The organism is Rathayibacter sp. AY2B9, from assembly GCF_002931595.1.
GTDB lineage: Bacteria > Actinomycetota > Actinomycetes > Actinomycetales > Microbacteriaceae > Rathayibacter.
On sequence record NZ_PSUB01000018.1, the window covers coordinates 14,814 to 32,694 of the forward strand.

Here is a 17,881-nt window from a genome sequence, read left to right on the forward strand (position 1 = left end):
CTTCCGTCGTCTGTCCTCCTGCAGGTGCGCCGTGAGCCACGTCGGGGCGAGAGCACTCGACTCGGTGCCGGCAAGGTCGGCGGTCACTTCACCGCGCCGCTCGTGATGCCGGAGATGATCTTGCGCTGCGCGAAGACGAACACCAGGAGCAGGGGCAGGCTCATCAGGATGATATAGGAGAAGATCAGGTGCCAGTTCTGGAGGTAGAGCCCGGCGCTGGCCACCTGGTACAGGTTCAGCGGAAGGGTGTCGAGCCGGCCGCCGACCACGAACAGCGCGTAGAAGACGTCGTTCCAGATGTAGAGGCAGATCAGGATCGTCGCGGTGGCGAGCACCGGCATCAGCAGCGGCAGGATGATCGTGAAGAACACCCGGATCGGCCGCGCACCGTCGACGCGCGCCGCCTCCTCCAGCTCCGCGGGGATGGTGCGGACGAAGCCGGTGACGAAGAAGATCACCGTCGAGAGGTACATGCCCATGTACACGCCGACCATGCCGACGGCGGTGCCGGCGAGCCCGATCTGGCGCAGCAGCAGCACCACGGTGACGACCGCGGGCGGCAGGACGATGCCGCTGATGGCGAGCGCGTAGACGACGGCCATGCCGCGGCCGGTCCGCCGACCGAGGATCCAGGCGGCCATCGAGCCGAGGACGAGGACCCCGAGCACGGAGGGGACCATGACGAGGACGCTGCCGAGAAACGCCGGCACCATGCGGCCGTCCGTGAAGACCGTGGCGAAGTTCTCGAACAGCTGCCACTGCGACGGCGGGGCGAGGTCGGGGTTCAGAGCCTCGGCCTGGGTCTTCCCGGCGGTGCCGACGATCAGCCAGAACGGCACGCCGAGCAGGAGGACGACGCTGCCGAGCGCCGCGATCGGCTGGAGCAGTGCCGGGCGGGAGCGGCGCGGACGCGGCTCCTGCGGGCGGGCCGCCGGGCGGACGGGCCTCTCGATCGTGGTGCTCACAGGACGTCCTCTCGGCGGCGCAGGATGCGGATGACGGGGAAGGCGAGGATCGCGACGGTGACGAAGAGGATCAGGCTCATCGTCGTGGCCTGCGCGAACAGTCCCTGGCCGAAGGTGCGGAAGATGAAGATGTTGAGCAGCTCGGTCGTGCCGCCGGGTCCGCCCTCGGTCGTGGCCTGGACGATGTCGAAGCCGTTCATCGAGCCGAGCAGCGCTGTCGCCACGTTGAAGGTCAGCGCGGGGGCGATCAGCGGGAACCGGATGTCGCGGAAGGTCTGCCACCACGAGGAGCCGTCGAGCCGCGCGGCCTCGAGCACGTCGCCCGAGATCGTCTTCAGTCCCGCCAGGTAGATCAGCATCGAGAGCCCCATCCACTTCCAGGAGTGGATCAGCGCGACGACGACGATCGTCCAGGTCGTGTCTCCGAGCCAGGCGATCGAGACCGGCTGCCCGGACACGGTGGAGAGGATGCCGTTCAGCGCACCGTCGGGCTTCAGGAGCGCCTGGAACACGTAGCCGACCGCGAGGGCGGACATGATCACGGGGATGAAGAACATCACCCGGGCGAATCGGTTGACCCGCGTGTCCTTCTCGAGCAGAAGCGCGAGGATCAGGCCGAAGACGTTCTGGAACACTGCGACGAGCACCGCGTAGACCAGCGTCACCCGCAGGGCCTGGATGAGGGTGCCGCTCTGGAAGAGGTCGACGAAGTTCGCTGCGCCGACGAAGCCGATCGCCGACTTGAAGCTGGACCAGTCGGTGAACGCGTAGACGAAGTTGAAGAGCGTCGGCACGAAGAAGAACACGACCAGCACCGCGAGGGCGGGGAGGAGGAAGACCAGAGGGTGGTCGGATCGCCGGCCGCGCGGGGGACGGGGCGAATCGGCGGCCCGGGCGAGGACCCGGGGTGGTGCGACGGCTCGAGTGGTGGACACGCGGTGCACTGCCTTTCAGAGGAGAGGGGGGCGGGGCCCGCCGCTGACGGCGGACCCCGCGATCGGCGGCTAGAAGCCGGTGGCTCCCTGAGCCTTCGCGAGCTGCGCGAACTGGTCCTGCGTCGCCTGGGCGACCTCCTCCGGGGTCTTGGTGCCCTGGATCATGTCGGCGAGGTAGATGTACAGATCGGGGTTGGCGATCGCCTGGGCCTGCATCGAGCCGACGGAGTCGCCGACGGAGTCGCTCACCGAGACGAGGGCGGCGGGCACGGTGTCGGGCGTGGTCACCCCGGGCTGGAGCGAGATCGTGTCCTGCGCGGTGACGAAGTCCGAGTAGCCGTCGCCGAGCCAGTAGGAGAGGAACTGGCGGGACGCCGCCTCCTTCTTCTCGTCACCGGTGGCGAAGGCGACGAGCGCGTTGGACTGGTCGGGGATGAAGGTGCCGGTGTTGCCCGAGGGCGAGATGGGGAAGAACCCGATCGTGTCGTTCAACGTCGCCGTGTCCGAGAGGGACTGGAGCTGGCTGAAGAACGAGTTGACCTGCACGACCATGGCCGCATCGCCGGCGAGGAGGGCTGCGCCCTGGTCCTCGAAGGTCGCGGTCTTGATGTCGGAGTTGAACAGGCCTTCGTCGATCAGGCCCTTGTAGGAGTCGATCGCACCCTGGATGGTCGGGTCGGTGAACTTCTCCTCGCCCGAGTTGACGCGGTCCCAGAGGCCGTCCTTCGCCGCGTCGGCGAGCTGCACCTGCACCCACCACTGAGTGGCCCAGCGGTCGGCGCCCATCTCGAAGAACGGGGTGACGCCCTTGTCCTTCAGCTGCCGCCCGAGCTCGACGAACGAGTCCCAGTCGGTGGGGGTCCCGGTGATGCCGTTCGCCTCGAAGACCTTCTTGTTGTAATAGACGCCCTCGACAGCGGGGGTCGTCACCAGGGCGGCGTAGCGGGTGTCGTCGAGCAGACCGGTGATGTCCTTGAGCGACGGGTCGACGTCATCGAGCCAGGGCGCTCCGTCGAGGTTCTGCAGGTTCGTCTTCGCGTTGAGGGCCGTGAGCTGGGAGGCGGTGGGCTGCCAGAACGCGAGGTCGGGCTTGTCGCCGGTCGCGACCTTGGTCTGCACGCCCTGCTCGTAGGGGTCCGGGATCGTCTCGACGTCGACGGTGGCCCCGGTGAGCTTCTCGAATCCCTCGATCACCGAGTCGGGGACCTTGTTCGAGTTCTGGGCTGCCCAGATGGTGAGGTCCGTGCCGGTCAGGTCCGTGTCCTGGGCGGGCCAGGACGCGGGGGCGCCGCCGTTGCCCGACGAGCCGCCGGCGCCGGGGTCGCTGCAGCCGGCGAGGAGCAGGGCGGATGTCGTGGCGATGACCGCCAATGAGACGAGTGACTTCTTCATCGAATTCCTCAGGCTTTCGGTGGTGGAGGGAGAACCGCGTGGGGGTGCGCGGAGGGGGTCAGCCGCGGGAGCGGCGGAGCAGGAAGGTGCGGGCGGAGGGACCGGAACCGGTCGGGCGCAGGATCAGACGGCCCTGATCGGCACTCCACTCAGCGCTCCAGGGCTCGAGGGTCGTAGGGAAGACGACGGAGACGTCGACCGCCGTGCCGCGCAGCTCCGGGAAGTCGAGGACGAGCTCGCCCTCGCCCGCGCGGCGCCAGACCGAGACGTGGTGGTCGTCGCCGGACGCGAGCGCCAGGGCGACCGCGTCGTCCGTCCAGCCCGGCAGTCCGAGCGGCCAGCGCGGGAGGGATGCGGCGATCGGCCCGCGCAACCGCTTCGCCGCGGCGACGGCCTCGTCGACGAGCGCGAGCTGCGGCTCCGACATCGTGTTCAGGTAGCCGGAGAGGTAGAACCGTCCGAGCAGTCCCGTGACGAGGCAGAACGCGATCTCCTCGTCGCTCATGTCCGACTGCGGGTACGCCCAGCTGGCGGCCTGCTCGGGCAGCAGCATCATCGGAGCCGCGGCCGCGATCGGCGGGTAGAGGCGGAAGTCTTGCTGGTCGGAGGTCGACTGCATCTGGAGCCGGGACATCACCGCCCAGTCGCTGCGCATCGCGCCGGAGGAGCAGCTCTCGATCACGAGCGTCGGGTGGCGGTCGAGCACGCCGTCGAGCCAGTCGAGGTAGGCCCGGTTGTGGCCCAGCAGGCCCGCGCCTGTCGAGTCGGCGTCGCGATCCGTGCCCGGGCCGGCGTCGATGTTGTAGTCGAACTTGAAGAAGCCGACGCCGAAGTCCCCGACCAGCCGGTCGATCGTGGCGTCGAGGTGCGTACGCGCCGCGGGATGGCGCAGGTCGAGATGGAACCGCTCGTGCTCCTCGATCCGCACGCCCGCCCGCTGCAGGAACGCGTCGTCCGGCAGCTCGCCGGCGAGGGGGCTGTCGACTCCGATGACCTCGGGCTCGAGCCAGAGCCCGGGCACGAGGCCGCGCGCGCGGATCCGCTCGATGACCTCGCAGAGTCCGTCCGGGAAGCGGACGGTCGAGGGCTGCCAGGCGCCGACGCTGCTCCACCAGCCGCCGGCGACTCCGCTGTCGTCGTACCAGCCGGCGTCGATGCAGAAGATCTCGGCGCCGCTCGCGGCGGCCGCGTCGACCAGAGGCAGCAGCTTCGCGGTGGTCGGATCACCGTTGAGGGTGTTCATGTAGTCGTTGAAGACGACGGGCATCGCCGCGTTGTCCGGGTGGTCGCGGCGGCGGGCCCGTCGGCTGAGGGCGAGCGCATCCCCCGCGGCCGTGGCGTCGGCGCCGACGGCGACCGTGACGGGGACGGAGCGGAACTCCTCACCGGGCTCGAGCGCGCAGAGCCAGCCGTGGTCGAGATCGGTGGGGCCCGAGAGCGCGATCGAGCCGCCGTCGATGTCCTCGCCGACCTCCCAGCGCCAGGCGCCGTTGTGCTCGATCTGCCAGAGGAGGGCGGCGTCGGGAGCGATGAGACCGGCGACCGGGAGCTGCTCCCCTGTCGACCAGCTGCCGGTCGAGACCGCGCCGATCGCGCCGCGCGGGTCGTGCCCGGTGATGTCCTCGCGGAGTGTGACCAGGCCGGCTTCGCGCAGCGGTGTGCTGCTCCAGCGGCCCTCGCCCAGCCAGTCGTTGCGTCCGCGCAGCAGTGACCAGCGGGCGAAGGACTCCTTGCCCGTCTCCGCTGCGTCGCTCGCGGTGGCACCCGGGTCGCAGCTCCACGAGGCGACCGAGCGCAGCACCTGGCGCTCGGTCGCCCGGACGACGACCTCCGAGGTGACTGCGGCGACGCCGGGCACCATCCGGAGCACGGCGACCGCGATCAGTCCGGGGGCCTCGGTCGTGATCTCCAGCACGTCGACGCCGTCGACGACGCTCTCGTGGTGCGACACGTAGCGCAGCGCCGCGCCCAGCTGCGAGTGGGACAGCCGGCTGCTCGCCGGCGCGTGGCCGGACTCGACGGTGGTGATCTCGACGAACGGCACGCAGTGGGTCGCCCGGAGCGCGACGCCCCGGGCGGTCAGCGCGACCAGCCGGAACGGGTCGGTCGGGCCGTCGGCGAAGGTCAGCTGGAGGGACTCGGGATCTCCCCAGGTCAGGTCGTGCGGCACGGGTCTCCTCGTCGTCGTGGAGTGGAAGGCTCGCTCCCGGTGGAAGCTCGACTGATACTGATACCGATTTCAGCAAAACGCAAGAGCAGATCGGGATCGAGGCCTCAGGAGCGGCTGCAAACGCGATACCGCTTTCATGAAAGCCTGGCCAGGAAGATCTGAAATCGCTATCGTGCTGCCAGCGGCGCTCCGCCGCCCCCTCCCACAGGAAGAGCATTCGATGAAGAAAGCCTCCAGAGCACTCGCCTGCGCCGCCGCGCTCGGCGTCGCCCTCAGCGGACTCGGCCTCACCGCCGTCGCAGCCCCCGCGAACGCGGCAGTCGGCTCCGAGACCCTCGCCGTGGACTTCTCCCGGACCACCGGCGACTTCCGAGGCGGCGCCACCGGCACCCTCTACGGCTTCGGCGACGAAGGGGCGCCCACGCAGGCGCTCATCGACGGAGCGCACATCACCAACACCTCGCAGAAGGCGCCGTTCGGCACCCAGCACCCGAGCGGCGACGCCCTCAAGGTCGAGGACGGCTTCTTCGCGAAGCACGGCGAGGACATGTACATCTACACGCAGGACTACTACCCCGACTGGGCCTACAACGGCGGGAAGCGCCCGGGCGACACCCGCACCTACGACCAGGCGACCGGCACCTACGCGAACACTCCCAACGGCGTGTGGGACTACCTCGAGATCGTCGAGTTCGTCACCGAGGCGGTCGCCACGAAGTCTGACCGCCCGCAGGACTACGTGCACATCCCGTTCAACGAGCCCGACGGCGGCAACTGGTACAACGACTGGGGCGCGCTGAAGGACACCTTCCTCGCCGACTGGAAGGCCGCCTACGACGTCATCCAGGAGGTCTACGCCCGCCACGGTCTCGGCACCGCCCGCGTCGGCGGGCCGGGCGACGCCTCCTACCAGCCGGCTCGCACGGCCGACTTCCTCGACTACGCGGAGTCGACCGGCACACTGCCGCAGGTCATGATCTGGCACGAGCTCGGCATCGACAACCTCGCCACCTTCCGCTCCCACCTCGAGCACTACCGCGGCCTCGAGGACGCCCGCGGCATCCCGGACATCCCGATCAACATCACCGAGTACGGGATGCTGCGCGACATGGGCACGCCCGGCCAGCTGATCCAGTGGCTCTCGATGTTCGAGGACGAGAAGGTCGACGCGCAGGTCGCGTACTGGAACTACGCCGGCAACCTCTCCGACAACAGCGCCCGCCCCAACGCGGCGAACGCCGGCTGGTGGATGTTCAAGTGGTACGGCGACCTCGAGGGCTCGAAGACCGTCGCGGTCACGCCCCCGAAGGCGGACACCGCCGACACTCTGCAGGGCATCGGCGCGATCGACGCGGCGAACAAGCGTGCGACCGTGCTCTACGGCGGCTCAGGCGCCTCGGACGTCGTCCTCGACCTCGACGGCCTCGACCCCGCCGTCTTCGGCTCGACCGTGGACGTCGAGGTCCGTGAGGCCACGCTCTCCGGTGCTCAGGGCGTGCACGGCACACCGCGCGTCGTCTCCGCCGTCGACGGAGCGGCACTCGCCTCCGGCTCGCTCGACCTCTCCGTCCCGAGCTACGACCGCTACGCCGCCTACCAGGTGATCATCACCCCCGCGCAGGACCGCACGGTCGCCACGACCCCGGACTGGCAGACCAGCATCGAGGCGGAGGACACGGTCCTCTCCGGCGCCCAGGCCTACACGCAGAACCCGACCGACGGCGGCGGCTGGAAGTTCCTCGCCTCCGGCGGACGCGACGTCGGTTCGTTCGACAACGCCTCCTCGAAGGCCGACTGGACCGTCACCGTCCCGCGCACCGGCAGCTACCGCTTCCAGGTGATCGGCTCGACCCCGGGCGTCCCCGGACGCCACGCCCTCTTCGTCGACGGCGCGAAGAACCAGCTCGTGCAGTACACCGCCGACCTCGCCCTGACGAACACGCAGAAGTGGCAGTACCGGGGCAGTGCCGAGGTGACGGTCGAACTGACCGCCGGTCGGCACACGCTCTCGCTGCGCGCGAGCGAGAACGGGACGACAGTGCTCCCTCACGCCGACATCACCCTCGACAAGTTCCTGCTCACCGACGTGACCGACGGCGAGAGGACCGTGTACCCCGCGTCCACCCTGCGCTACGCCGGCGGAGCGCAGGTCGTCTACGACCAGGGCGCCCGCGGCTTCGCCCGCATCGCCGACGGCCAGCGCGCCGACGTCTATGCGAACGCGTGGAAGACGGGCTACTACGACGTCGCACTCGACTACCGCACGAGCGGAGCCTCGAGCATCGACGTGTCGGTGAACGGCCGCGAGGTCAGCACCGTCAGCGCCGGCTCAGCGGGACTGTGGTCCTCGACCACCCGGCTGCATCTCGTCGAGGGCATCAACGAGATCGAGCTGCGCTCCGCCACCGGCGTGCTCCTCAGCACGGTGACGACGACCCGCGCAGCCGAGTCCGACTCGGCCGCGAAGACGATCGAGGCCGAGAGCGCGGTGAAGACGGGTGCGGCGGTGAACGCCTCCCTCGCCGCGAGCACCGGCTCGAACGTCTCCGGCGGGCAGTACGTGGGCTTCATCGGCAACGGCGCGGCGAACACCCTCGAGATCGCGCGCGCCGCCGGCTTCGACACCGCCGGAGCCTACGACCTCTCGGTGACCTACTCGAACGCAGAGCTGAGCGGCCGTCACGACTACAACCCGCAGGTCGTCGACCGGCGCATCGATGTGACGGAGAAGGGAGCCGCCGGTACCGTCGGCAGCGCCTACTTCCGATACACGATCTCGTGGAACAGCTTCTGGGAGCGCACCATCCCGCTGACGCTCGCGTCGGCCAGCGCGCCGATCGTCCTGGGCAACGCCACCGCCTACGCCCCGAACATCGACAAGGTGACGATCGCGCCGGTCTCGATCGGCACCCCGACCACGGAGCCGATCGCCCCCGCGCTCGCCACGACCGCGACCGCCACTGCACGCTGCGTCGCCGGCAAGGTGGTCGTCACCGTCGTGGCGCGCAACGACAGCGCTGCCACGGTGGAGCTGCTGGTGTCCTCCACCACCGGCAGCAGGACCTTCGCGGCGGTACCGCCGACGAAGAGCGTCAGCGCGGCCTTCAGCACACGCGCGGTGCGCACAGCAGCAGGGTCGGTCACTGTCGTCAGCTCGGCGACGGTCGCCGGAGCGCCGGCGAGAACGACGACCACCGTGGGCCATCCGGCACTGACCTGCTGAGCACGGCACCGAGGGCGAGGACGGACCGCCCCCGGTGACGCAGGAGCGACCGGTGGCGGCCCCCCTTCCCGGGGAGCGGCCACCGGTCGTCCGTCTCTCCGCACTCGGAGCGCGGGCGAGCCTCGCGACGCCCCCGGGAGCGGGATCCCCGGCGCGCCATACTGACCGGATGAACCGAGCGGAAGCCGACGAGCGGCGCCGGCTGAGAGCGCGGCGGAGCGAGCTGCGCGCACGGATCGACGCGGATCCGCTCGCCCTCGAGGCGCGTCAGCTCCTCGCGCAGACCTACCGCGACGAGGGCTACGACGATCAGGCGGGCCGCTGGGGCGTCCTCGTGCCCGGGTGGACGACTGCTCGCGAGCGCCGGCTCTTCGTCGCAGTGCTGGTGCGGACCGGAGCGAGCACGGAGGAGCGGCTGCGGAGACTGCTGGCACTCCCGCCGGAATCGCCGCTGGACCTCGGCGATCTCGGTGAGCTCATCGCGGACTTCGAGGCGGAGCAGGCGGAGGTGGAGCGACCGCATCGGGACCTCGACGGGTGGCAGTGGATCGCGAACACCGGGCGGATCGTCTGCGCGATCGCCCTGGTGCACGCGGTCGCGGCGATCCAGATGCTGCTGTCGGACGCTCCGATGGAGGAGTTCCTCGTGGCCGCGCGACTCCTGCTCGTCGGAGTCGCGGGGCTGCTCGTCCTCTCCGCCGCCTTCTTCACTGCGGTCGTGGTCGTGCAGCGTCGTCGCCCCCGGGAGCAGTGACCAGCGCCGCCGTCGACGGACACCGGAGCCGGAGCCGGAGAGGGTCGCCACGCGCGCGTCGGCGGGTCAGGAGGCGCCGGGGCCGCCGGGGATGAGAGGGTTGCGCGATGTCCACTGCGAGCGTGCCGTCGCCGCGCGCCGGAGTCCGGACCCGGCGCTTCCGGCGCCTCGCCCGCACGGGCTTCGCCGTGAACGGGCTGATCCACCTCCTGATCGGCGGCCTCGCCCTGCGCGTCGCGGTCAGCGACGAGACCTCGCGGGAGGCGGACGCGTCCGGAGCGATCGGGCGCATGGCGGACTCCCCCGTCGGCCTCGTGGTGGTCTGGGCCGCGCTGGTCGGACTGGTCGCGCTCGGACTGTGGCAGCTCTCCCTCGGCGGGCGCTCCTCCGCGCCGGGCCTCCCCGCCCGCCTGGGCCGCCGGATCGTCGAATCCGGCAAGGGCTTCGCCTCGCTCACCCTCGCGGGCACCACGCTCGTCTTCGCCCTCGGCGGTTCGACGAGCTCCTCGGCCACGATACGCCGCATCAACACCGAGCTGCTGACGAGCACCGTCGGTGTCGTGATCCTCGTGATCGTCGGCGGGATCGTGCTGGGCAGCGGGATCGGCTTCGTGGCGATCGGGATCCGGCGCGGCTTCCGCAAGCTCGTCCGCATCCCCGAGGGCCCGACGGGGACCGCCGTGCTGATCCTCGGCGCGACCGGCTACATCACGAAGGGGCTCGCTCTGGGCCTCGCCGGCGGGATCTTCGTGGTCGCGGCGCTGACCGGCGACGCCCGCCAGGCGACCGGGCTCGACGGAGCCATCCGCTTCCTCGACGTCCCTCCGTACGGCACGATCGCCCTGACCTTCGTCAGCGCGGGACTGGTCATGTACGGGCTGTTCCTCGTCGCCCGGGCGAAGCTCGCGAAGCTCTGAGCCGACCCGGCAGTCGTTCACAGTCGCCACCCATATCGCTGAGTATCGTTCGGAGAAACAGGAGGTCATCATGAACGGATCGTCATCGACCGGCGCGTTCGGCACCGGTACGCCCATCGAGAGCATCTGGCGTGCGATGGAGCAGGCCCGCTCCCGCATGGAGAAGCGCGTCGGCTCCCGGGTCGGCCGCGGGGACGTGCGCACCGCGGTGCTCGCGCTCCTCGCCGAGCAGCCCATGCACGGCTACCAGATCATCCGCGAGATCGAGGAGCGCAGCGGAGGCGACTGGAAGCCGAGCCCCGGCTCCGTCTACCCGACCCTCCAGCTCCTCGCGGACGAGGGCCTCATCACGGCCGACGAGCAGAACGGCCGCAAGACCTACACGCTGACCGACGCCGGCCGCGCGACGGTCGCCGAGCACGGCACCTCGACCCCGTGGAACGACTCCGACCACGTCGACTTCGGCGCCCTCCCCAAGGCGGGCCTCGAGCTCGCCCAGGCCGCGGCCCAGGTCGGACGCTCGGGCACCCCCGAGCAGATCCGCAAGGCCGTCGCCGAACTCGAGGACGTGCGCCGCCGCCTGTACGCGATCCTCGCGCAGGACTGACCCGGGTGGCCTCGGTCAGCCCGGGTCCTGCCGCCCCGGGCCACCGAGAGCGGGAGGACCGGCGGCGCTACCGCCGGATCCTCCGCTTCGCCGCGTGGCATCTCGCGGTCACCTGGTTCTTCGACCTGCTCCTGCCGCGGGTGGGGCTCACGCGCGTCGCGCTCCGCACCCGGCCCGGCCGGATGCGCCGCTTCGCCCGCAGCTTCCACGTGCTCGCGGTCGACCTCGGCGGCCTGATGATCAAGGTCGGCCAGTTCATGTCGTCGCGCCTGGACGTGCTGCCGCCCGAGATCACCCGCGAGCTGGAGGGGCTGCAGGACGAGGTCCCGCCCGTCCCGTTCCCGCGGATCCGGGCGCTGGCCGAGTCCGAGCTCGGGCTGCCGCTCGAGCGCGCGTACGCCGGAGTCGACGAGTCGCCCGTCGCCGCCGCCTCGCTCGGGCAGGCCCACCGCGCCCGGCTCTCCTCCGTCGACGCCGAGGACACCGGCTACTCCGCCGCCATCATGAAGGTGCAGCGGCCGGGGATCGACCAGATCGTCGAGGTCGACCTCGCGGCTCTGCGCCGCGTCGGCGGCTGGCTCAGTCACGTTCGCCTGGTCTCGGACCGCGTCGACGCCCCGGCGCTCGTCGAGGAGTTCGCGGTCACCAGCCTCGAGGAGATCGACTATCTGCAGGAGGCGGCCAACTCCGTCCGCTTCGCCGCGGACTTCGCGGGCGACGCCCGGGTGGCCGTCCCGGACGTGGTCTGGGAGCGCTCGACCCGCAAGGTCCTCACGCTCGAGGACGTCACCGCGATCAAGATCACCGACCACGCCGCGCTACTGGCCGCCGGGATCGACCCGCGGGAGGTCGCTCCGGTCTTCGCGGCCGTGATGTTCGACCAGCTCTTCACCAACGGCTACTTCCACGCGGATCCGCACCCCGGCAACGTCTTCGTCACGCCGACCCCCGGGGGCGAGCTGCCCTGGCGCCTCACCTTCATCGACTTCGGGATGATGGGCGAGGTGCCGCCGAGCACCCGCGCGGGCCTGCGCCGGATGCTGATCGCCGCCGCCTCCCGCGACGGCAAGGGGCTCGTCGACGCGGCCCGAGCGGTCGGCGTCCTCCTCCCCTCGGCCGACTCCCGCGAGCTGGAGCGGGCGCTCACGCAGCTCTTCGCCCGCTTCGGCGGCATGGGCTTCGCCGAGCTGCGGGAGGTGGATCCGCGCGAGTTCCGCGACTTCGCCGTGCAGTTCGGCGACGTGGTGCGCGCGCTGCCGTTCCAGCTCCCCGAGAACTTCCTGCTCGTCATCCGCGCGATGTCGCTGACCTCGGGCGTCTGCAGCGCGCTCGACCCGGCCTTCAACCTGTGGGACTCGGTCGAGCCCTACGCGCAGCAGCTGATCCGCGAGGAGCGCGGCTCCGTCGTGCAGGACGTCGGCAAGCAGGCCGTCGACACGCTCGGCCTGATCTGGCGCCTGCCGCGCCGACTCGACGAGCTCGTCACGACCCTCGACGACGGCGAGCTCGCGGTCACCGTCCCCACCATCGAGCGCCGGCTGAACCGGCTCGAGGGCACCGTCCGCCGCGTGATCTCGGCCGTGCTGTTCGCGGGCCTGCTGATCGCGGGCGCCGTCGTGCGCCCGGACGACAGCGGCTTCGGCACGGTGCTGATGATCGCGTCGGCACTGCCGCTGCTGCACGCCCTGCTGGCCCGCGGTCCGCGCGGCTGAGAGCCGCCGTCAGGCCGCGGCGGCCGCGTCGCATCCGTCACCTCCTCCGCCCACCTCACCGGCGGCGCGGTCGACATCGGCTACACGGACGCGGACAGCTGGCTCGCGCAGCACGGCACCGACTACGGGCTCTGCCAGATCTACGCGAACGAGATCTGGCACTTCGAGCTCGCCACCGAGCCGGGCGGCGACTGCCCGGAGCAGCTCCCCGACGCGAGCGCGACCTGAGCGGCTCTCCCGCGCTCCCGGGGATCCGATGCGTCGCGAAGGGTCATCATCGGAGGCGAACGGGAGCCGTTCGCGACGCATCGATCGCGCAGGCGGCCGGGCGGCGGGGCTCGGCGGCCGGGCTCAGCGGCTGGTGAGCAGCTCGACGAACTCGTCGGCCATCGCGAGCTGGGCGCTCAGCGCCTCGCGGCGCTCGCGGGCCTGCGCGACGAAGGCGTCGAGCTGCGCGCGGACCTCGGCCGGCGCGTCGTCACCCTCGGCCTCGAGGGTGTCGATCACGCGGAGCAGCGCGGCCATCTCCTCCAGCGAGAAGCCGAGCGGCTTCATGCGGCGGATGAGGATCAGGCGGTCGTAGTCGGTGGACGTGTAGAGGCGGAAGCCGCCCTCGGTGCGGCCGGACGCCTTCACGAGGCCGATCTCGTCGTAGTGGCGCAGGGTCCGGAGCGAGAGGCCGGTCCGCTCGGCGAGCTCGCCGATGTGCATGGTGCCGATCCTGCTCACCCCTTCAGATCTACCCTTACGTGAGGGTAGGGTTGCCCGTGCTGCTGACACGCCTCTGCAAGCTTGGCATCCCCGCCCGCTTCCGCCGACCCGATGCCGCAGCCCTCCGCGCTCCTCGTCGAGCACCCCTCCCACTCCCTGGAGCCGCCGCGATGGCCCTCGCCTCGAAGACCCCTGCCCGCCCGCACGCCGAGCCCACCGTGATGACGGCGCTGCGCACCCCCCGCATCCTGACCCGCGAGGTCCTCGCCGGCCTCGTGGTCGCGCTCGCGCTCATCCCCGAGGCGATCTCGTTCTCGATCATCGCGGGCGTGGATCCGCGGGTCGGCCTCTTCTCGTCGTTCGTGATGGCCGTGTCGATCGCGTTCCTCGGCGGCCGCCCCGCGATGATCACCGCCGCCACCGGCGCCGTCGCCCTGGTGATCGCCCCCGTCGCCCGCGACTACGGGATGGACTACTTCATCGCGACGGTGATCCTCGCGGGCGTGCTCCAGATCGTGCTCGGGCTGCTCGGAGTGGCGAAGCTCATGCGCTTCATCCCCCGCAGCGTGATGGTCGGCTTCGTGAACGCGCTGGCGATCCTGATCTTCTCGGCGCAGATCCCCAACCTGATCGGCGTGCCCTGGCTGGTCTACCCGCTGGTCGCCGTCGGCATCGTGATCATGGTCGTGATGCCGCGCCTGACGAAGGCCGTTCCGGCGCCTCTCGTCGCCATCGTCCTCATCACCGCGGCGGTCGTCGTGACGGCGGTCGCCGTCCCCACCGTGGGCGATCAGGGCGAGCTGCCCCGCAGCCTCCCCGAGCTGTTCCTGCCGAACGTACCGCTGACCTGGGAGACCTTCACGACCATCGCGCCGTACGCCGTCGCGATGGCGCTCGTCGGACTCCTGGAGTCGCTGATGACCGCGAAGCTCGTCGACGACATCACCGACACCCCCTCCCGCAAGACCCGCGAGTCGCTCGGGCAGGGCGCCGCGAACGTGCTCTCCGGCCTGTTCGGCGGCATGGGCGGCTGCGCGATGATCGGCCAGACGATGATCAACGTGAAGGCGTCCGGCGCGCGCACCCGCATCTCGACCTTCCTCGCCGGCGTGTTCCTCCTGATCCTCGTCGTCGCGCTCGGCGACCTCGTCGCGATCATCCCGATGGCCGCGCTGGTCGCGGTGATGGTGATGGTCTCGGTGGCGACCTTCGACTGGCACAGCATCCGCCCGTCGACCCTGAAGCGGATGCCCGTGGGCGAGACGGTCGTCATGATCGCCACGGTCGTCGTGGTCGTCCTCACCCACAACCTGGCGATCGGAGTCGTCATCGGCGTCCTGGCCGCCATGGTCGTCTTCGCCCGCCGGGTCGCCCACTTCGCCACCGTCGAGCGCACCCTCTCGGCCGACGGATCGACGGCCCACTACACGGTCACCGGCGAGCTGTTCTTCGCCTCCAGCAACGACCTCACCACGCAGTTCTCCTACGCGGAGGACCCTGCGCACGTCGTGATCGACCTCTCCGGCTCCCACATCTGGGACGCCTCGACCGTCGCCGCGCTGGACGCCGTCACGACCAAGTACGAGCGCCACGGCACCCGCGCCGTGATCGCGGGCATGAACGACGCCTCCACCCGGATGCACGGCCGCCTCGCCGGGAATCTCGGCGCGGGGCACTGAGGGTCGGGGCTGCGGGACCGCACGCGCAGCCCCTCAGAGCGGCGCGAGCACCAGCGACCAGAGCCAGCGCCCGCCGACGACCCGGTGCACGACCACGAACAGGGCGGTGATCGCGAGTCCGACCGGCAGCAGCACGGCGCCGGCCGCGAGGCGGTCGGGGGGCACGGCGAGCAGCAGGCCGAGCGGCACCGACGCGCAGGCTGCGACCAGCGCCGCGACGAGAGCGGCGCGGCGGTCCCGGGTCGGCTGCGGCACGACGCCGATCCGGCGCCGGACCAGCCAGTGGGCGAGGGCCCACGCGGCCGTGGTCCCGAGGGCGGTGCCGCCCGCGATCGCCGGCACGACGAGTTCGGCAGGCAGGAGGAGCCCGCCGACGAGCGCCCCCGCCGCGACGCCGACGGCCGAGACGACCTGGGTCGCCAGCGAGTCGCGGGCCCGACCCAGCGCGAACATCGCCCGGTTGAGGACGTAGGTCTGGCTGAAGCCGACCAGGCTCAGGGCGAGCAGCTGCAGGACTCCGCCGATCACCGGTGTGCCGAAGACGAGCTGCGTGAGCAGTGGCGCCGCCGCGACGAACAGGAGCGTCGCGAGCAGAGTGACGGCGAGCACCGCGTCCTCGGTCCGTCGGAGGTTCACCGCCGCGGCCGCCCGATCGCCGCGGTGCAGGTCCCGGCTGAGCGGCGTGAACATCGCCGTGGCGACGGAGACGACCAGGATGCCGTGCGGCAGCAGGAGCAGCAGCTGCGCGCTCGAGAAGGAGTTGAGGCTCGGCCCGTCGACGCCGGCGCGGTTCATGGCCTGGCCGGCCGCCGTCGCCGCGTTCGAGACGACGATGTACGACACCTCTGCGACGAGGGCGCCGAGGAACACCCAGACCGCGTCCCGCGACACTCCGCCGAGCCCGGCGACGCCGAAGCGCGGCCGCAGGCGGACGCCGACGGACCGCGAGAACGCGACCGCGATCACCCCCTGCACCACGATCGCCGCAGTGGCAGTGCCGCACAGGAGCGCCACCATCTCCGGCGTCCACTCGTCGGCGGGTGTCGACGCCGCCTCGGGGTGGATCAGGAGGAACACCGCGATCCCGAGCACCGAGATCACGTTCGCGCAGGCGGGCGCCCACGCGCCCGGCCCGTACTTCTCGGCGGAGTTGAGCAGCTGCGAGAAGACGGCGAAGACGATGTAGAAGAAGATCTGCGGCAGGCACCAGTAGGCCATCTGGGTGGCGAGCAGAGCCCAGTCGGCCGACCAGCCCCCGGCGTAGAGCCCGACGATCAGCGGCGCCGCGAGCGTGCAGGCGGCCGTGAGGAGCGCCGCTCCGCCGAGGCACACGGTGAGCAGCCGCTCGAGGGTCCGCACGCCCTCCGGTCCGTCGGCCCGCGCCCGGACCATCTGCGGCACGAGCACCGCGCCGAGCACCCCGCCCGCGATGAGCCCGTACAGGTAGGTGGGCGCGGAGTTCGCGACCTCGAACACCTGCCCGCCGACCGACGCGCTCGTGCCGCCGACCGCCACGACCAGGAGCGCCAGCCGGACGAACCCGAGGATCCGCGAGACGAACGACGCGACCACCATCCCCCCGGTCGCGCTGCGCATCCGGGCAGCATAGGCGGTGCGACCCGGGTCGCCACCGACCGCGGCGCCCGCCGGGGTCGATGCGTCACGAACGGTCGTCACGGGCGCGGGAGAGGGGCCGATCGTGACGCATCGATCCCGCGGGCGGCGCTAGACGCGCACGGGCGCGACGGAGGCGCGGCGGATCAGCCGCGTCTCCAGCTCCATGCGGGTGGCCGAGGCTCCCGAGGCGAGCGGGGTCGCCGACCGGTGCGCCTGGTGCAGCATGCGGAAGGCGATGGCGCCCATCTCGCCGATGGGCTGCTGGATCGTGGTCATCGGCGGGGTCGCCCAGGCCGACTCCTCGACGTCGTCGAAGCCGATGACGCTGAGGTCGCGGGGGATGCGGAGGCCGGCGTCGTCGGCGGCCTCGTAGACGCCGAGCGCCATCACGTCGGAGCAGGCGAAGAAGGCGGTCGGCGCGTCCGGCTCGGCGAGCATCAGCCCGGCGGCCTCGCGGGCCAGCTCGCGGTCCCAGTCGCAGTAGGCGACGCGCGGATCCTCGGCGCCGGCGGCGCGGAGCGCGGTGGTGAAGCCGTCGATCCGGGCGCTGCTGTAGAGCTGGGTGCGGGTGCCGCCGAGGACGCCGAAGCGGGTGTGGCCGGCGTCGAGCAGGTGCTCGGCGGCCATGCGGCCCCCGTCCCAGTTGGTCGCGCCGACGCTCGCGACGTCGGCCGGCGGCCGCGTGCTGGGGTCGACGACGACGACGGGCAGCTCGGCGGTGGTCAGCAGGTGCAGCTGCGCGGCCGAGACGTTGACCAGCACCACGATGGCGCCGAGCGAGGGGCGGCGGAGGAGGCGGCTGATCCAGGCGCCGTCGTCGCGGGCGCGGGTGAGCACCAGGTCGACCCCGGCGGCGGACGCCTCGGCCTCGATCCCCTCGAGGACCGGTCCGATCCAGGTGCCGCCGATGTGGCCGACGACGACGTCGACGATCTGGGCGGAGTGCGGATCCTCGACCGGCGGGCGCAGACGCGGACGGCGGCGGTAGCCGAGCGCGTGCGCCGCCTCCATCACGCGCAGACGAGTCGCCTCCGAGACGTCGGTGCCGCCGTTGAGCACCTTCGAGACGGTGGGGACGCTCGTCCCGGCGCGCTCGGCGATGAGCGCCATGGTCGGGCGGGTGGTCGCTCCGGAGACGTCGTCGTGGTCGGGCATGTGCTCACCGTAGCGGATGCCGACTTTCGCAACTAGCCCTGCGG

At 71.4% G+C, this 17,881-nt stretch carries 13 protein-coding genes; 6 read left to right on the top strand and 7 right to left on the bottom strand.

Features of this window, described 5'->3' with window-relative positions; all coding sequences use genetic code 11:
• Positions 1 to 83 precede the first annotated feature (83 nt).
• From C5C25_RS14360 to C5C25_RS14375, 4 genes are all read right to left on the bottom strand, one after another.
• Complete coding sequence (locus tag C5C25_RS14360) at positions 84 to 965, bottom strand: carbohydrate ABC transporter permease (protein WP_258069426.1); 882 nt, start codon at positions 963 to 965, stop codon at positions 84 to 86.
• Complete coding sequence (locus C5C25_RS14365; protein WP_104251013.1) at positions 962 to 1,900, bottom strand: carbohydrate ABC transporter permease; 939 nt, start codon at positions 1,898 to 1,900, stop codon at positions 962 to 964. Before C5C25_RS14365 ends, C5C25_RS14360 begins: the two co-directional genes overlap by 4 nt.
• Positions 1,901 to 1,969: 69 nt before the next feature.
• A complete protein-coding gene (locus C5C25_RS14370) occupies positions 1,970 to 3,292 on the bottom strand; it encodes an ABC transporter substrate-binding protein (protein ID WP_104250994.1) in 1,323 nt (440 codons plus the stop codon).
• Between the two features lie 58 nt (positions 3,293 to 3,350).
• Positions 3,351 to 5,462 (bottom strand): glycoside hydrolase family 36 protein, encoded by a 2,112-nt coding sequence (locus C5C25_RS14375; RefSeq protein ID WP_258069427.1) that lies wholly within the window; start codon positions 5,460 to 5,462, stop codon positions 3,351 to 3,353.
• Between the two features lie 220 nt (positions 5,463 to 5,682).
• Between C5C25_RS14375 and C5C25_RS14380 the strand changes: the two genes are divergently transcribed.
• The 5 genes from C5C25_RS14380 to C5C25_RS14400 all read left to right on the top strand — a co-directional run bounded on the left by C5C25_RS14380 (position 5,683) and on the right by C5C25_RS14400 (position 12,675).
• Positions 5,683 to 8,685, top strand: coding sequence for a CBM35 domain-containing protein (locus tag C5C25_RS14380; protein ID WP_146079483.1), 3,003 nt, complete (start codon positions 5,683 to 5,685; stop codon positions 8,683 to 8,685).
• Between the two features lie 169 nt (positions 8,686 to 8,854).
• A complete protein-coding gene (locus C5C25_RS14385; RefSeq protein WP_104250995.1) occupies positions 8,855 to 9,439 on the top strand; it encodes a hypothetical protein in 585 nt (194 codons plus the stop codon).
• A gap of 107 nt (positions 9,440 to 9,546) precedes the next feature.
• Positions 9,547 to 10,356 carry a DUF1206 domain-containing protein gene (locus C5C25_RS14390; protein ID WP_104250996.1) on the top strand — a complete coding sequence of 270 codons (810 nt, stop codon included), beginning with the start codon at positions 9,547 to 9,549 and terminating at the stop codon, positions 10,354 to 10,356.
• A 70-nt stretch (positions 10,357 to 10,426) separates the two neighbouring features.
• The gene (locus C5C25_RS14395) at positions 10,427 to 10,963 is read left to right on the top strand and encodes a PadR family transcriptional regulator (RefSeq protein ID WP_104224292.1); all 537 of its coding nucleotides are present in this window, start codon (positions 10,427 to 10,429) and stop codon (positions 10,961 to 10,963) included.
• Between the two features lie 5 nt (positions 10,964 to 10,968).
• Positions 10,969 to 12,675, top strand: a complete 1,707-nt coding sequence (locus C5C25_RS14400; protein WP_104250997.1) for an AarF/ABC1/UbiB kinase family protein — start codon at positions 10,969 to 10,971, stop codon at positions 12,673 to 12,675.
• Positions 12,676 to 13,026: 351 nt separating this feature from the next.
• Here C5C25_RS14400 and C5C25_RS14410 read toward each other — a convergent pair whose 3' ends face one another.
• Entirely contained in the window at positions 13,027 to 13,386 is a 360-nt protein-coding gene (locus tag C5C25_RS14410) for a MerR family DNA-binding transcriptional regulator (RefSeq protein ID WP_104227142.1), read from the bottom strand.
• A 170-nt stretch (positions 13,387 to 13,556) separates the two neighbouring features.
• On the opposite strand from C5C25_RS14410, the gene C5C25_RS14415 reads away from it, so the two are divergent.
• A complete protein-coding gene (locus tag C5C25_RS14415) occupies positions 13,557 to 15,065 on the top strand; it encodes a SulP family inorganic anion transporter (RefSeq protein ID WP_104224295.1) in 1,509 nt (502 codons plus the stop codon).
• A 33-nt stretch (positions 15,066 to 15,098) separates the two neighbouring features.
• Here the strand turns inward: C5C25_RS14415 and murJ are convergent, their stop codons facing one another.
• Positions 15,099 to 16,661 (bottom strand): murein biosynthesis integral membrane protein MurJ, encoded by a 1,563-nt coding sequence (gene murJ, locus C5C25_RS14420; RefSeq protein WP_104250998.1) that lies wholly within the window; start codon positions 16,659 to 16,661, stop codon positions 15,099 to 15,101.
• Positions 16,662 to 16,790: 129 nt separating this feature from the next.
• Positions 16,791 to 17,837: a LacI family DNA-binding transcriptional regulator gene (locus C5C25_RS14425; RefSeq protein ID WP_104250999.1), complete on the bottom strand. Its 1,047-nt coding sequence runs from the start codon at positions 17,835 to 17,837 to the stop codon at positions 16,791 to 16,793.
• Positions 17,838 to 17,881 lie beyond the last annotated feature (44 nt).

Excerpts from the sequence above, each read along its gene's own strand:
- C5C25_RS14370 (WP_104250994.1), bottom strand. The coding sequence starts at position 3,292 with ATGAAGAAGTCACTCGTCTCATTGGCGGTCATCGCCACGACATCCGCC.
- C5C25_RS14380 (WP_146079483.1), top strand. The coding sequence starts at position 5,683 with ATGAAGAAAGCCTCCAGAGCACTCGCCTGCGCCGCCGCGCTCGGCGTC.
- C5C25_RS14385 (WP_104250995.1), top strand. The coding sequence starts at position 8,855 with ATGAACCGAGCGGAAGCCGACGAGCGGCGCCGGCTGAGAGCGCGGCGG.
- C5C25_RS14390 (WP_104250996.1), top strand. The coding sequence starts at position 9,547 with ATGTCCACTGCGAGCGTGCCGTCGCCGCGCGCCGGAGTCCGGACCCGG.
- C5C25_RS14395 (WP_104224292.1), top strand. The coding sequence starts at position 10,427 with ATGAACGGATCGTCATCGACCGGCGCGTTCGGCACCGGTACGCCCATC.
- C5C25_RS14410 (WP_104227142.1), bottom strand. The coding sequence starts at position 13,386 with ATGCACATCGGCGAGCTCGCCGAGCGGACCGGCCTCTCGCTCCGGACC.
- C5C25_RS14415 (WP_104224295.1), top strand. The coding sequence starts at position 13,557 with ATGGCCCTCGCCTCGAAGACCCCTGCCCGCCCGCACGCCGAGCCCACC.
- murJ (WP_104250998.1), bottom strand. The coding sequence starts at position 16,661 with ATGCGCAGCGCGACCGGGGGGATGGTGGTCGCGTCGTTCGTCTCGCGG.
- C5C25_RS14425 (WP_104250999.1), bottom strand. The coding sequence starts at position 17,837 with ATGCCCGACCACGACGACGTCTCCGGAGCGACCACCCGCCCGACCATG.